The organism is Leucobacter sp. (assembly GCF_053528595.1).
Map to the genome: position 1 here is coordinate 1 of NZ_JAIVPF010000080.1, position 14,929 is coordinate 14,929.

Sequence of the window (14,929 nt, forward strand, 5' to 3'; positions counted from 1 at the left end):
CCAGAGAAGAAGCGTGAGACCGGCGATAGGGTGCTGAGGTGACCGCCGACCCGTCCCGCCGCCTGCCGTCGAGCCTGCTCGCGATCGCCGCGATCTTCAGCGTGCAGTTCGGCAACGCCTTCGTCGGATCGCTGTTCGACCGCGTCGGGCCGCTCGGCGCCGCCTCGCTGCGGCTGGGGTTCGCCGCACTGATCCTCATCGCGCTCGTGCGGCCGAGGATCGGGGCCTGGGGTGCGCGCACCTGGCTGGGCGTGGTGCTGCTCGGGATCGGGATGGGCGGCATGAACGTGTTCATCTACCTGGCGATCGACCGGATCCCGCTGGGCCTCGCGGCGACGATCGAGCTGATGGGGCCGCTCGCGGTCGCCGCGGCGGGCATCCGCCGCCCGGTCGACGCCGCCTGGGTGGTGCTCGCGCTCGGCGGGATCCTGCTGCTCGGCCTCGACGACACGGGCGCGGTGACGCTGCTCGGCGCGCTCTTCGCGGCGGTCGCCGCGGCGTTCTGGGCGCTCTACATCGTCGCCTCGGCACGGCTCAGCTCGCGGGTGCGCGGCATCGACGGGCTCGTCGCGGCCGTCGCCGTGGCGGCCCTCGTCACGGTGCCGATCGGCGCCGGTCAGGCCGTGCACGGCGTGCGGCAGGATCCCGCGCTGCTCGCCGCCTTCGCCGGCGTCGCGCTGATGACCACCGTGATCGCCTACGGACTCGAGTTCCTCGCCCTCAAGCGCATGTCGGCCCGGGTGTTCGGCGTGCTGTCGAGCCTGGGCCCGGCCGTCGCGGCGCTCGCCGGCTTCGCGGTGCTGCACCAGGCGCTCGATGCGCGGCAGCTGCTGGCGATCCTGCTCGTGGTCTGCGCGAGCGCGGGAGTGGTGGCGACCTCCCGCCGCACCGTCTGAGGGATTCGGCGCTCGGCCGCTGAACGACTCGGTGCTCGGCAGGCGAACGGCTCGGGTGCAGCGGGGTTCACCCGCCGTCGCCGGAGAACGACCGAGCGGGGCCCGGGCCGAAGCCCGGGACCCCGCTCCCGAGGTGCGCGGCGCGCGCCCGCGCTCGTCTACGCGTTCGCGGCAGCGGCGACGACCGCCCGCGCGGCCGCGAACCCCTTCTCGAGGTCGCCCTTGATGTCGTCGATGTGCTCGAGGCCCACCGAGAGGCGCACGAGCCCCGGGGTGACGCCCGCGGTGAGCTGCTGCTCCGGGGTGAGCTGCGAGTGCGTGGTCGATGCCGGGTGGATGATGAGCGAGCGCACGTCGCCGATGTTCGCGACGTGGCTGAACAGCTCGACGGCGTTGACGAACGCCTTGCCCGCCTCGACGCCGCCCTTCAGCTCGAACGACAGCACCGCGCCCACACCCTTCGGCGCGTACGTGTTCGCGGTCGCGTACCAGGGCGAGGTGGGCAGGCCCGAGTAGTACACGGTGGCGACGTCGTCGTGGGCGTCGAGCCACTCGGCGACGTCCTGCGCGTTCTGCACGTGGCGCTCGATGCGCAGCGACAGCGTCTCGATGCCCTGCAGCAGCAGCCACGCGCTGTTCGGGGCGATCGCCGAGCCGAGGTCGCGCAGCAGCTGCACGCGCGCCTTGATGATGTAGGCGATCGCGTCGCCCACGGCGCCCGTGTAGCTGACGCCGTTGTACGAGGGGTCCGGCTCGGTCAGGCCGGGGAACTTGTCCACGTGCTTCGACCACTCGAACTTGCCGCCGTCGACGATCACGCCGCCGAGGGTGGTGCCGTGGCCTCCGAGGAACTTGGTGGCGGAGTGCAGCACGATGTCCGCGCCGTGCTCGATCGGACGCACCAGGTAGGGGCTCGCGACCGTGTTGTCGACGATGAGCGGCAGCCCGTTCTCGTGCGCCACGTCGGCGACCGCGCGGATGTCGAGCACGTTCGAACGCGGGTTGGCGATCGACTCGGCGAAGAACAGCTTGGTGTTGGGGCGCACGGCCCGCTGCCAGGCGGCGGGATCGTCCTGATCCTCGACGAAGGTGACCTCGATGCCGAGCTTGGCCAGCGAGTACTTGAAGAGGTTGTAGGTGCCGCCGTAGATCGAGCTGGAGGAGACGATGTGGTCGCCGGAGTTCGCGATGTTGAGCACGGCGAACGTCGACGCGGCCTGGCCGCTGGCGAGCAGCAGCGCTGCCGCCCCGCCCTCGAGCGCGGCGATGCGCTGCTCGGCGACGTCCTGCGTCGGGTTGGTGATGCGGGTGTAGATCGGCCCGAGCTCCGCGAGGGCGAAGCGGTTGGCCGCCTGCTCGGTGCTGTCGAAGACGAAGGCGGTGGTCTGGTGGATCGGCAGCGCGCGTGCGCCGGTCGCCGGGTCGGGCTGCTGGCCCGCGTGGATCTGCTTGGTCTCGAATCCCCAGGCGGTCTGGTCGGTCATGGTGCTCCTCGCTGAGAGTGGTGGAGAAAGGGGGCGCGCTGCTGCGCTGAGGAACAGACTACGAAGCGCATCTGGGAACGACAACGATGCGGGACATTCCGCGTAATCTGCTCGGGCCGGCGGGGAGGGGGCTGATCGGCGGGAACACTAGGATCGAAGCGGAGTCCACGGAGAGGAGCGCGCATGCTGAAGCGAGTGGTGGTGACGGGGGCGAGTTCCGGGATCGGGGCCGCGACAGTGCGGCGTTTCGCCGAGCTCGGCTGGCAGACCGTCGCCGTCGCGAGGCGCGAGGACCGGCTGCGCGCCCTGGCGGAGGAGACCGGGGCGCACGCGGTGGTCTGCGACGTGACCGACGAGGATCAGGTCGCGCGGCTCGCCGCCGAGGTGGCCGAGACGGGCGGTGCGACGGGACTCGTCAACAACGCGGGCGGCGCGCTCGGCACGGAGTCGGTGGAGCACTCGTCGAACGACGACTGGCGGCGGATGTTCGAGGTCAACGTGCTCGGCCTGCGGGCGGTGACCGCGGCGATGCTGCCGGTGCTGCGCGAGGGCGCGCGGCGCACGGGCTGGGCGTCGATCCTCAACATCACGTCGACGGCGGGGCACGACGCGTACCCCGGAGGCGGCGGCTACAACGCCGCGAAGTACGCCGCGCGCGCCGTCACCGAGGTGCTCCGGCTCGAGCTCGCGGGCGAGCCGATCCGGGTCATGGAGCTCGCGCCCGGGCTCGTGCACACCGAGGAGTTCACGCTCAACCGCCTGCGCGGCGACGCGGTCGCGGCGGCGGCGCCCTATGCCGACGTGATCCCGTTGCGGGCCGAGGACGTCGCGCGGGTGCTGGTGGGCGCCTTCGAGCAGCCGCCGCACGTGAACCAGGATCTCATCGTGCTGCGTCCGGTGGCGCAGTCGAGCGTCTTCCACACGCACCGCGGGCCGCTGACGCCGAAGGCCGGTGCGTGAACGATGGCGATGACGCTGCAGCAGCTCGCCGAGAACGGACATATCGCGGCCGACTGGGCCGAGGCCCTCGAACCGATGGGGGATCGCCTGGCCGAACTCGGCCGCTTCCTGAACGCCGAGCGCGCGGAGGGGCAGCGGGTGCTGCCTGCGGGGGACCGGATCCTCGCCGCGTTCCAGCGCCCGCTCGCCGATGTGCGCGTGCTCGTCGTCGGGCAGGATCCGTATCCGACCCCCGGACACCCGATCGGGCTCTCCTTCGCCACCGCCCCCGACGTGCGGCCGATCCCGCGCAGCCTGCAGAACATCTACAGGGAGCTGCAGGACGATCTCGGGATCGCCCCTGCGCCCCACGGCGATCTCACCGCGTGGGCCGATCACGGCGTGATGCTGCTCAACCGCGTGCTGACGGTGCGCGCGGGAACGCCGGCCTCGCACCGCGGCAAGGGGTGGGAGGCGCTCACCGAGCACGCGATCCGCGCGCTCGTGGCCCGCGGCGGCCCGCTCGTCGCGATCCTCTGGGGCAACGACGCGCGCTCGCTGGGGCCGATGCTGGGCTCGACGCCGCGCATCGAGAGCCCGCACCCCTCGCCGCTGTCGGCATCGCGCGGCTTCTTCGGCTCGCGCCCCTTCAGCCGCGCGAACGAGGCGCTGCAGGCGCAGGGAGCCGCGCCCGTGGAGTGGGAGCTCACGCGCTAGGAGCGGAAGCGGAGCCCGCCCGCCGGTTGAGCGACCGACGGAGGAGGGAGCCGAGACCCGGGCTGCGGCGGCCTGGATCTCGACTCCGCTTCGCCTCGCCTCGCCTCGAATCGGCGGCGGGCTGCGCGCAAGGCGGCTCTCAGCGCCCGAGGCGCTGGGCGAGACCGGCCGCGGCCTCGAGCACGAGGAGCGCGGCGAGGCGCACCGTGCGTCCGTCCGGGGCATCGGCCGTGGCGTCGACCTCGGCGATATCGATGCCGCGCACGCGGGGGTCGGCGGCGAGCAGCCGGGTGATGCGGCGCAGCTCGTGCGCCTCGAGGCCGCCGGGGATCGAGGCCGGGCAGCCCGGCGCGACCGAGCGGTCGCACACGTCGACATCGAGGTCGACGTGGATCGGACCGCCGCCGGCGCCGGCGATGTGCAGCGCCTCGTCGACCACCTCGCGCAGCGGCCGGTCGTGCAGCTCGTCGCGGTGGATCACCGTGATGCCCAGCTCGCGGGCCCGTTGCCGGTAGGCGTGCGAGTTCGCGAAGTCCGCGATGCCGATCTGCACGATGCGGTGCGGGTTGAGACCCGCCTCCACGAGGCGCCGCACGGGCGAGCCGTTGCTGCGCCCGTCGCGGAGGTCGTGATGGGCATCGAGGGTGATGAGCCCCGCCGTCTCGAGCGCGGGTCCGGCCACGCCGAGCGCCGCGGGCACCGTCAGGGCGTTGTCGCCGCCGAGCGCGACGACGAGCTCCGAGCGCGCCGCGAGCGCCGCGATCCGCTCCACCGCCGCGGCCTCGCCGGCCTCCGTGTCGGGGTCCGCGAGGTCTCCCGCGTCGGCGATGCGCAGCTCCTCGTCGAGCACCAGCTCGGCCTCGGGGCCGCGGCCACCCGGGTTGCCGGGCGCGACGAGGTGCGAGGAGTAGCGCCGCAGCGCCTCGCGGATGGCGGCCGGGGTCTCGTGCGCGTTGGTGGGGGACAGGGAGGTGCGCGCGGTCGGCACGCCCACGATCGTGAGCTCGGCGCGGTTGCCGACCGCGTCGGGGGCCGGCCAGCCGCCCGTTCGCGGCCAGGAGGGATCGTGCGACAGGGACGGGGATACGGCTTCAGCGCTCATGTCTGCGACGTTAGCAAGAGTCCGGCGCGCTCTGCCAGGGTTCGCGGGCGTGGTGTGCGGGATCCCGGACGCGGCTCCGGGGCGGCCGACGGGCCCGGTCACTCCTCGCGGTCGCCGGGGACGACGCGGATCGGCTCGGTCTGGTCGACCAGCTGGTGGGGAGTGCGGCCGGGGCCGCGCACGAGGCCGAAGTAGCAGGCGATCAGGATCCCGACCCAGACCATGCCGACCCAGAGCGCCGGGCGCGAGTCGGGCACGATCCCGACCATCACGATCACGAAGACGATGAAGCCGACGGTCAGGTACGACGCGGTGGGCCACAGCGGCACCGGGAACTCGCTCGGCAGACGCCGCTCGCGGGCGATCTCGCGCTTCATGCGGATGTGGGCGACGAGAATCACGAGCCACACGAGCACGGTCGCGAACGTGGCGAGCGCGCCGAGCAGGAAGAGCACCTGGGTGGGGAAGAAGTAGTTGAGCACCACGCCGATGAGGAGCGCGACGATCATGCTGATCACCGTCATGATCGGCACGCCGTTGCCGGTCGTCTTCGTGAACGCCCGGGGCGCCTGGCCCTGTTCGGCGAGGCCGTGGATCATGCGCCCCGCCCCGAAGATGTCGGCGTTCATCGCCGAGAGCGCGGCGGTGATGAGGATCACGTTGAAGACCGCGGCGGCGGCCTGGAACCCGAGCGATTCGAAGATCGAGACGAAGGGGCTCGACTCGCCGGTGATGTCGACCCAGGGCTGGATCATCATGATGACGCCGAGCGTCAGCACGTAGAACAGCAGGATGCGGATCGGCACCGAGTTGATCGCCTTGGGCAGCACCTTCTTGGGGTTCTGCGCCTCTCCGGCCGTGACGCCGATGATCTCGATGCCGCCGAAGGCGAACATCACGATGGTGAAGGATGCGAGCAGCCCCCAGATGCCGTGCGGCATGAAGCCGCCGTGCTCGACGAGGTTCCGCGGTCCCATGTCCTCGTGCCCGGCCACGCCGAAGCCGAAGACGATGACGGCGGTGCCGGCGACGATGAGCGCGATGATCGCGACGATCTTGATGAGCGCGAACCAGAACTCGAGCTCGCCGAACACCTTCACGCCGACCAGGTTGATGGCGGCGATGAAGAAGACGACGGCGAGCACCCACACCCACTGCGACACCTGGGGGAACCAGAAGCCCATGTAGACGGCGATGGCGGTCGCGTCGAACACCGCGACGAGGAACATCTCGAACGCGAAGGTCCAGCCGACGAGGAAGCCCGCGAAGGGATGGATGTAGCGCGAGGCGTACTGGCCGAACGAGCCGGAGACCGGGTGCCGCACGATCATCTCTCCGAGCGCGCGCATCACCATGAACACGGCGGCGCCGCCGATGATGTATGCGAGCAGCACCGACGGACCGGCGGTCTGGATCGCGCCGGACGACCCCATGAAGAGGCCGGTGCCGATCGCGGATCCGAGCGCCATGAAGCGGATGTGGCGGGCGCTGAGACCCCGCTTGAGTCGGCCTTCGGGGTTCGCGGACGCGGCCGCATCGTCGACGGACGCCTCGTTTCGGTCGGTGTCGGTGGACGGGGTGTTCATCGCAGTCCTTTCGTCGGGTGCGGACGGAGCGGCGTCGCTCCTCCCGGCGAAGCTAGCAACGCGAGTGGGATGAGGGGGAGCGGTTCAGTGCGGTACCGGTCCGGGATCCCAGAAACGGCTGGAAATCGGGTCCCTTGCCGCTAAGTCCGGTATCCCGGACAATGGACGCGGCGAGACTCTCGCCCCCGACCCCGCCTTCAGATGGAATCGACCACATGAGCAGTTCTTCCTCCCGCACCCCCGTCGTCCTCGGCGCCGCCCCGCTGACCGCGGACGACGTCGTCTCCGTCGCCCGCGAGGACGCGCGCGTCGAGCTCTCCGCCGAGGCGATCGAGCGCGTCGCCGCGAGCCGGCGCATCATCGAGGACCTCGCGAACGACAGCCGGCCGCACTACGGCGTCTCGACCGGCTTCGGCGCCCTCGCCAAGGTGCAGATCCCGGTCGAGAAGCGCCAGCAGCTGCAGCGCAGCCTCATCCGCTCGCACGCGGCGGGCACCGGTCCCGAGGTCGAGCGTGAGGTGGTGCGCGCGCTCATGCTGCTGCGCCTGAACACCCTCGCGACCGGCCGCACGGGCGTGCGCCCCGCCGTGGTCGAGACCTACGCCGCGATTCTCAACGCCGGCATCACGCCCGTGGTGCACGAGTACGGCTCGCTCGGCTGCTCCGGCGACCTCAGCCCGCTCGCGCACTGCGCGCTGACGCTGATGGGCGAGGGCGAGGTGCGGGTCTCGCGGGATCCGCACGCCGCGCCCGTGCCCGCGGCCGACGCGCTCGCCGCCGCGGGCATCGTCCCGCTGGTGCTCGCCGAGAAGGAGGGCCTCGCGCTCATCAACGGCACCGACGGCATGCTCGGCATGCTCTGCCTCGCCCTGCACGACCTCGCGCGGCTGCTGACGGTCGCCGATGTCGCCGCCGCCGCGAGCGTCGAGGCGCTCACCGGCACCGATGCCGTGTTCGCCGCCGATCTGCAGGCCCTGCGCCCGCACCCCGGTCAGGCCGCCGCCGCCGCGAACATGCGCAGCGTGCTCGAGGGCTCGGGCCTGATCCAGCGCCCGCGCGAGGGCGAGTTCACGCGGGTGCAGGACGCCTACTCGCTGCGCTGCGCCCCGCAGGTGCACGGCGCGGCGCGCGACACCGCGGACCACGCCGCGCGCGTCGCCGCCGTCGAACTGGTCTCGGCCGTCGACAATCCGGTCGTCACGCTCGACGGCCGCGTGGAGTCCAACGGCAACTTCCACGGCGCCCCGGTCGCCTACGTGCTCGACTTCCTGGCGATCGCGGTGGCCGATGTGGCGAGCATCTCCGAGCGGCGTACGGACCGCTTCCTCGACGTGGCGCGCAACCACGGGCTGCCCCCGTTCCTCGCCGCCGACGCCGGCCTCGACTCGGGCCTCATGATCGCGCAGTACACGGCCGCGGGCATCGTCTCGGAGCTCAAGCGCCTCGCGGCGCCGGCCTCGGTCGACTCGATCCCCTCGTCGGCGATGCAGGAGGACCACGTCTCGATGGGCTGGCACGCCGGCCGCAAGCTGCGCCGCGCCGTCGACGGCCTCGCGCGGGTGCTCGGCATCGAGCTGCTCGCCTCCACGCGGGCGCTCGACTTCCGCGCCGCCGCGGGCGAGGGCGGTCCCGCCCCCGCCACGGCGGCCGTGCACGCGCTGTTCCGCACCCGCATCCCCGAGCCCGACACCGACTCCTTCCTCTCGCCGACCATCGCCGCTGCCCACGGGTTCGTGGCGAGCGGCGAGGTGCTGGCCGAGGTGGAGCGCGCGGTCGGCGCACCGCTCGCCTGAGCCCGGTACCCCCGAACGGTAGGCTGCGAAGGTGAGTGCGCCCAAGGTCCCGGCAGCCGATCAGACGCTGCGGATCCTCAGCCTGCTCGCCGGATCGCGGGGCCCGATGGCGGCCAGCATGATCGCGAGCCGGCTCGAGCTGCCGCGATCCACGGTCTACCAGCTGCTCGCCACGCTGCAGCAGCACGGCTTCGTGATGCATCTGCCGGAGGAGAAGCGCTACGGGCTCGGGATCGCCGCGGTCGAGCTGAGCTCGGCCTATGCGCGGCAGGAGCCGCTCGCGCGCATCGGCCGCCCGCTCGTGACGGCGCTCGTCGACCGGGTGCGTCAGAGCTGCCACCTCGCCGTGCCGCACGGCCGGGACGTGCTGTACGTGATCGAGGAGCGGGCCCCGGGGTCTCCGCATCTCGTCACCGACGTCGACGTGCGGCTGCCCATGCAGCTCACCGCCAGCGGGCGGGCGATCCTCGCGGCGCTGCCGAAGGCGCAGGTGCGGGCGCTGTTCCCGGACCGCGAGGCCTTCGTGCACCGGCACGCCGACGGCCTCGACGGCATCGACCGCTATTCGCGGCTGCGCGCCGTGCTCGACGAGACGCGCGCACGGGGCTTCGCCGTGGAGCGGGGCTCGGTGACGGCGGGGCTCGCCTCGATCGGCGTGGCCGTGCTCGACCATCGCGGCTGGCCGGTGGCCGCGCTCGCGACGACGTTCGAGGAGGGCGCGGTGCCCGAGGACCGGCTCCCCGCGCTCGCCGCGGAGGTGCGCCGCACCGCCGAGATGCTGTCGACGCGGATCCACGGGCGCGCGGCGCGGGTCTGAGCGGTGCCGGAAGGCCCGCGCATCCGTGTAGAATGGTGAGCTGTACTTCGGCGAGGGGCGCTCCGGCGCCCGTGATCGACGCGGGACGGACTGCCTCAGCGGGCCATCTTGCTGCGTTGCGATGCAAGTGCGAGACACCAATCCTGGCGGCACGGCCGCCCTCATTGGGCGAGAGCCCGCAAGGAGAGAACAACATGAGCGAGACCAATCAGCTGGTCGCCACCGCCCGCGAGAGCTTCGGCAAGGGCGCTGCCCGCAAGCTGCGCGCCGTCGGCCAGACCCCGGCGGTCATCTACGGACACGGCACCGACCCCGTGCACGTCTCGGTCGAGACCCACCCGCTGAGCCTCATCATCCGTCACGCCAACGCCATCATCGAGCTCGACATCGAGGGCCGCAAGGAGCTCGTGCTCGTCAAGGACGTGCAGAAGGATCCGGTGCGCCAGATCATCGAGCACGTCGATCTGCTCGTCGTGAAGAAGGGCGAGACCGTCGAGGTCGAGGTCCCCGTGCACGTCGTGGGCGAGTCCTTCGCCGGCACCAATGCGCTGCAGGAGCTCAACACGATCCACCTCAGCGTTCCCGCCACCGACATCCCGGAGCACCTCGAGGTGAGCGTCGAGGGCCTCGAGGAGGGTGCGCACATCGTGACCGGCGACATCGAGCTGCCGAAGGGCGCGAGCCTGCTCGGCGACGCCGATCTGCTCGTCGTCAACATCGTGGCTCCGCGCGGCGCCTCTGCCGAGGAGGAGGCCTCGGAGGAGGCCGCCGAGTAATCCGTCGCGATTCTCGGGCCCGTGGAGCAGCGACTGCTCGACGGGCCCGTTCGCGTTCTGGGAGGATGATCGATGTTCTGGCGCAAGCGGAGGAAGACGGAGGATCGCGTGTCCGGTGACAGCTGGCTGATCGTCGGCCTGGGGAACCCCGGGGCCAAATACGAGGCGACGCGGCACAACGTGGGGCAGATGGCGCTCGACGTGCTCGCCGACCGCGTCGGAGGCAGGTTCTCGCCGCACAAGACCGGATCCCGCATCGCCGACGGCCGGGTGCGGCCCGGCGGCCCGAAGCTCATCCTCGCCAAGTCGAACGGCTACATGAACACCTCGGGCGGGCCGGTCTCGGCGCTCGCCAAGTACTTCGACGTGCCGCCGGATCGCATCATCGTCATCCACGACGAGCTCGATCTTCCCTTCGACAGCGTCAAACTGAAGCAGGGCGGCGGGCACGGCGGGCACAACGGCCTGCGCGACATCGCCAAGGCGCTCGGTACCCCGGAGTTCCTGCGGGTGCGCGTGGGCATCGGCCGCCCGCCGGGGCAGCAGGATCCCGCCGACTACGTGCTGCGCCCGTTCGGCGCGGGGGAGCGGAGCACGCTGCCCGTGCTGCTCGAGGACGCGGCCGACGCGGCCGAGTCGCTCGTCGACGAGGGACTGCTGGCGGCGCAGCAGCGATTCCACGGACGGACCGCGAAGTGACGCTGCGGGGGATCGACCGGCTGCTCGAGGCGTCGCCGTCGTTCGCGCGGGCGCTCGACGTCGCCGATGCCGCTCCCGGTGGAGACCGAAGCGGCTCCGATGCCGACTTCTCCGTCGCCGAGGGGCTGCGGGCCCCGCTCATCGCGGGCCTGCTGCGCCGACGTCGCGAGGCGGGGGATCGGGGCGCGCTGCTCCTGATCGCGGCGACCAGCCGGGAGGCCGACGCGCTGCGCTCGGCCCTCGCCTCCCTCGTGCCCGAGGCTCGCACGGCGGAGTTCCCGGCGTGGGAGACGCTGCCGCACGAGCGGCTGAGCCCGAGCGCCGAGACCGTGGGCCGGCGGGCCGCGGCTCTGCGCCTGCTGCGGCAGCACGACCCCGCGCGGCCCCTCATCCTCGTGGCCTCGGTGCGCGCGGCTCTGCAGCCGGTGTCGCCGCACGCCGCGCAGGCGGAGCCCCTCGTGCTGCGGGCGGGGGAGGAGGCGGCGGTGCGCGGCGAAGGCGGCCTCGACGCCGTCGCCCGCGAGCTCGTGCTGCGCGCTTACACGCGCGTGGACATGGTCACGCGCCGCGGTGAGTTCGCGGTGCGCGGTGGCATCCTCGACGTCTTCCCGCCCGAGGCCTCGCAGGCCGTGCGCGTGGACTTCTTCGGCGACGAGGTCGACCAGATCCGGCACTTCGCGGTGTCCGACCAGCGCAGCGCGGGCGACCCGCTCCCGCAGGTCGAGCTGTGGCCCGCGCGCGAGCTGCTGCTCACCGACGAGGTGCGCGAGCGGGCGGCTGAACTGCTGCCGCGCTTCCCGGCCCTCTCGGGGCTGCTGGAGAAGATGAGCCAGGGCATCCCAGTCGAGGGCATGGAGAGCCTGCTGCCGCAGCTCGTTCCCGGACTGCAGCCGCTCACGGCGCTGCTGCCCGAGGGCGGCGCCGTGCTCGTCGCGTCGCCCGAACGGGTGGCTGGGCGCGCCGTGAGCCTGGCCGAGACCAACCGCGAGTTCCTCGAGGCGGCCTGGAGCGCCGCCACCGCCGGTGCCGACGCGCCGGTGCCCACCGACGACAGCGGGATGCTGTCGGTCGCCGAGCTGCGCGCGGCGTCGCGCGGGCGGCCGTGGTGGACGGTCTCGACCTTCGTCGCCGGTGAGGATGACGCCTCGAACGCCATGCCGCTGGAGCGGAGTGCTCGGAGCGGAACGCACCAGCGTTCTGCGGATTCCGCGGCGACGCCACTCGGTCGCGGCGAGTCGCGGGATCCAGAGGGCGGAACCGCGGATCCTGCGGCTGCGCGCAGGACGACCGACGACGACGCCCCGGCCCGCAACGTGGCCGGCACGCACTTCCCGCGTCCGGCGAGCGGCGCCGACGCCACGCAGTCGGCGATCCGAGTGTTCTCGGAGCGGCTGCGCGACGGCTGGCACGCGATCGTCAGTGCGCAGGGCGTCGGCCTGGTGGAGCGGGCCCGCGATGTGCTCGCGGAGGCCGGGGCCGCCGCGCGCATGGTCGACGAGCTCCCCGAGCGCCTCGAGGACGGCATCGTCTACCTCGTGGCGGGTACCGCCTGGTCCGGCTTCGAGAGCGCCGAGGCGAAACTGCTGCTCGCCACGGAGGCCGAGTTCTTCGGGCGCTCCGTGGGATCGCAGGCCGCCGGCGGCCAGAAGCTCGCCAAGCGGCGCGGCAAGAACGTGGTGGACCCGCTGAAGCTCGTCGCGGGCGACTACGTGGTGCACGAGACGCACGGCATCGGGCAGTTCGTCGAGCTGACCCAGCGCATGGTGCCCACCGGCGTCGGGCGCGACGCGACGAAGGCGCTGCGCGAGTACCTGGTGCTCGAGTACGCGTCGACCAAGCGCGGCATGCCCAAGGACAAGCTGTACGTGCCCACCGACCAGCTGGATCAGCTCTCCCGCTACGTCGGCGGCGAGGCGCCCGCGCTCTCGAAGATGGGCGGCAGCGACTGGGCCAACGCCAAGAAGAAGGCCCGCAAGGCGGTGCGCGACATCGCCGTGGAGCTGGTCAAGCTCTACTCGGCGCGTGTCGCCTCGAAGGGGCACTCCTTCTCACCCGACACCCCCTGGCAGCACGAGCTGGAGGAGGCGTTCCCGTACGCCGAGACGCTCGACCAGCTCACCACGATCGACGAGGTGAAGCGCGACATGGAGCGCGCGATCCCCATGGACCGGCTCATCGCCGGCGACGTGGGCTTCGGCAAGACCGAGGTGGCCGTGCGCGCGGCGTTCAAGGCGGTGCAGGACGGCAAGCAGGTCGCCATGCTGGTGCCCACCACCCTGCTCGTGAACCAGCACATCGAGACCTTCCAGGACCGCTTCGCCGGATTCCCCGTGCGCCTGCGCGCGCTCAGCCGCTTCCAGAGCGACAAGGAGGCGAAGGACACGATCGAGGGGCTCGCCGCGGGCACCGTCGACGTGGTCATCGGCACGCACCGGCTGCTCTCGGACAACATCATCTACAAGGATCTCGGGCTGCTCATCATCGACGAGGAGCAGCGCTTCGGAGTCGAGCACAAGGACGCGCTGAAGAAGCTCAAGACCAACGTCGACATCCTCGCGATGAGCGCGACTCCGATCCCGCGCACGCTCGAGATGGCGGTCACGGGCATCCGCGAGATGTCGACGCTCGCGACGCCGCCCGAGGACCGGCACCCGATCCTCACCTTCGTCGGTCCCCGCAGCGACAAGCAGATCACGGCCGCGATCCGGCGCGAGATGCTGCGCGAGGGCCAGGTGTTCTTCGTGCACAACCGGGTGCAGTCGATCGGCCGCGTCGCCGCGCACATCGCCGAGCTCGTGCCCGAGGCGCGGGTGGCGGTGGCGCACGGCCGTCTGAGCGAGCATCAGCTCGAGCAGGTGGTGCAGGACTTCTGGGAGCGCAAGTTCGACGTGCTCGTCTCGACCACCATCATCGAGACCGGCCTCGACATCGCCAATGCCAACACCATCATCATCGACGCCGCCGACAAGTACGGCCTGAGCCAGCTGCACCAGCTGCGCGGTCGGGTGGGCCGCAGCCGCGAGCGGGCCTACGCCTATTTCCTCTACGACCCCGACAAGCCCCTCACCGAGCACGCGCACGAGCGCCTCGAGACGCTCGCGGCCAACAACGAGCTCGGCTCCGGTATGCAGGTGGCGCTCAAGGACCTCGAACTGCGCGGCGCCGGCAATCTGCTGGGCGGCGAGCAGTCGGGCCACATCGCGGGCGTGGGCTTCGACCTGTACCTGCGCATGATCGGCGAGGCGGTGAACACGTTCAAGGGCGAGGAGTCGACCGGCCCGGTCGAGCTGGTGCTCGAGCTGCCCGTCGACGCGCACATCCCCGAGGAGTACGTGGAGAGCGAGCGCCTGCGCCTCGAGGCCTACCAGAAGTTCTCGGCGGCCTCGCACCCGCAGGCGCCCGACGACCATGTGGCGCTCGTGCTGGAGGAGCTCGCGGACCGCTACGGCGAGCCGCCCGCCGAGGTGCAGCGCCTGGCGGCCGTGTCCGCTCTGCGCCGTCGCGCCGCGCGCCTGGGCCTCTCCAAGGTCGTCGCCGCGGGCCCCGCGCTGCGCATCGAGCCCGTCAAGCTGCTCGACTCGCGGCGCATGCGCATGAACCGCATGTATCCCGGAGCGCGGTACACGGAGACGAGCGGCACGCTGCAGGTGCCGCTGCCGGGCGGCACCGCCTCCTCGCGAAGCCCGCTGTCCGGTGTCGGCCAGAAGCGCGTCGGCGACGAGAGCGACATCGTGGCCTGGACGGGACGGGTGCTCGCGACCCTGCTCGAGGAGGACGCGCCGACCGAGTAGCACCGGGCCGTCCTCCGTTCGCGGCGTGCATCGAGGGATGCGCGTTCCTAGGAACAGCTCTACGATGGTCGCATGACCTCTGCGAACGCGAACCGCGACCCTCACCTGCGCGAGCTCGGCGAGTTCCTGCGCACGTGCCGCGGCGCGCTGGATCCGGCCGGGTTCGGCCTCGCGGCAGGGCCGGGGCACCGCCGGGTGAGCGGCCTGCGGCGCGAGGAGGTCGCCGAGCTCGCGAGCATCAGCAGCGACTACTACACCCGCATCGAGCAGGGGCGCCTGGCCCCGTCGCCGCCCGTGTTCGAGGCGCTCGCGCGGGCGCTGCGCCTCGA

Annotated in this window: 12 protein-coding genes; 9 read left to right on the forward strand and 3 right to left on the reverse strand. The window is 72.1% G+C overall.

Annotated elements, in window-relative coordinates; all coding sequences use genetic code 11:
* Positions 1-38: 38 nt before the first annotated feature.
* The gene (locus tag ACWKZU_RS16035; RefSeq protein ID WP_449283335.1) at positions 39-896 is read left to right on the forward strand and encodes an EamA family transporter; all 858 of its coding nucleotides are present in this window, start codon (positions 39-41) and stop codon (positions 894-896) included.
* A gap of 158 nt (positions 897-1,054) precedes the next feature.
* Here ACWKZU_RS16035 and ACWKZU_RS16040 read toward each other — a convergent pair whose 3' ends face one another.
* Positions 1,055-2,380 carry a bifunctional o-acetylhomoserine/o-acetylserine sulfhydrylase gene (locus ACWKZU_RS16040; protein ID WP_449283336.1) on the reverse strand — a complete coding sequence of 442 codons (1,326 nt, stop codon included), beginning with the start codon at positions 2,378-2,380 and terminating at the stop codon, positions 1,055-1,057.
* 183 nt (positions 2,381-2,563) lie between these two features.
* Between ACWKZU_RS16040 and ACWKZU_RS16045 the strand changes: the two genes are divergently transcribed.
* Together ACWKZU_RS16045 and ACWKZU_RS16050 are read left to right on the forward strand one after the other, a co-directional pair.
* Positions 2,564-3,340, forward strand: a complete 777-nt coding sequence (locus tag ACWKZU_RS16045; RefSeq protein WP_449283337.1) for an SDR family oxidoreductase — start codon at positions 2,564-2,566, stop codon at positions 3,338-3,340.
* Between the two features lie 3 nt (positions 3,341-3,343).
* Positions 3,344-4,036 carry a uracil-DNA glycosylase gene (locus tag ACWKZU_RS16050; protein WP_449283338.1) on the forward strand — a complete coding sequence of 231 codons (693 nt, stop codon included), beginning with the start codon at positions 3,344-3,346 and terminating at the stop codon, positions 4,034-4,036.
* Positions 4,037-4,175: 139 nt separating this feature from the next.
* On the opposite strand, the gene ACWKZU_RS16055 is transcribed toward ACWKZU_RS16050, so the two are convergent.
* Both ACWKZU_RS16055 and ACWKZU_RS16060 read right to left on the reverse strand, forming a co-directional pair.
* Entirely contained in the window at positions 4,176-5,138 is a 963-nt protein-coding gene (locus ACWKZU_RS16055) for an arginase family protein (RefSeq protein ID WP_449283339.1), read from the reverse strand.
* Between the two features lie 98 nt (positions 5,139-5,236).
* Positions 5,237-6,724, reverse strand: coding sequence for an amino acid permease (locus ACWKZU_RS16060; RefSeq protein ID WP_449283340.1), 1,488 nt, complete (start codon positions 6,722-6,724; stop codon positions 5,237-5,239).
* Positions 6,725-6,939: 215 nt separating this feature from the next.
* Here ACWKZU_RS16060 and hutH point away from each other — a divergent pair, with 215 nt between their 5' ends.
* The 6 genes from hutH to ACWKZU_RS16090 form a co-directional block, all read left to right on the forward strand.
* Positions 6,940-8,517, forward strand: coding sequence for a histidine ammonia-lyase (hutH, locus tag ACWKZU_RS16065; protein WP_449283341.1), 1,578 nt, complete (start codon positions 6,940-6,942; stop codon positions 8,515-8,517).
* A gap of 31 nt (positions 8,518-8,548) precedes the next feature.
* Positions 8,549-9,334, forward strand: coding sequence for an IclR family transcriptional regulator (locus ACWKZU_RS16070; RefSeq protein ID WP_449283342.1), 786 nt, complete (start codon positions 8,549-8,551; stop codon positions 9,332-9,334).
* A 194-nt stretch (positions 9,335-9,528) separates the two neighbouring features.
* Positions 9,529-10,110, forward strand: coding sequence for a 50S ribosomal protein L25/general stress protein Ctc (locus ACWKZU_RS16075; protein ID WP_449283343.1), 582 nt, complete (start codon positions 9,529-9,531; stop codon positions 10,108-10,110).
* A 72-nt stretch (positions 10,111-10,182) separates the two neighbouring features.
* A complete protein-coding gene (pth, locus tag ACWKZU_RS16080; RefSeq protein ID WP_449283344.1) occupies positions 10,183-10,809 on the forward strand; it encodes an aminoacyl-tRNA hydrolase in 627 nt (208 codons plus the stop codon).
* The gene (mfd, locus tag ACWKZU_RS16085; protein WP_449283345.1) at positions 10,806-14,600 is read left to right on the forward strand and encodes a transcription-repair coupling factor; all 3,795 of its coding nucleotides are present in this window, start codon (positions 10,806-10,808) and stop codon (positions 14,598-14,600) included. The genes pth and mfd overlap by 4 nt, the downstream gene beginning before the upstream one ends.
* 72 nt (positions 14,601-14,672) lie before the next feature.
* A partial coding sequence (locus ACWKZU_RS16090) for a helix-turn-helix domain-containing protein (RefSeq protein ID WP_449283346.1) occupies positions 14,673-14,929 on the forward strand: 257 nt, incomplete at its 3' end.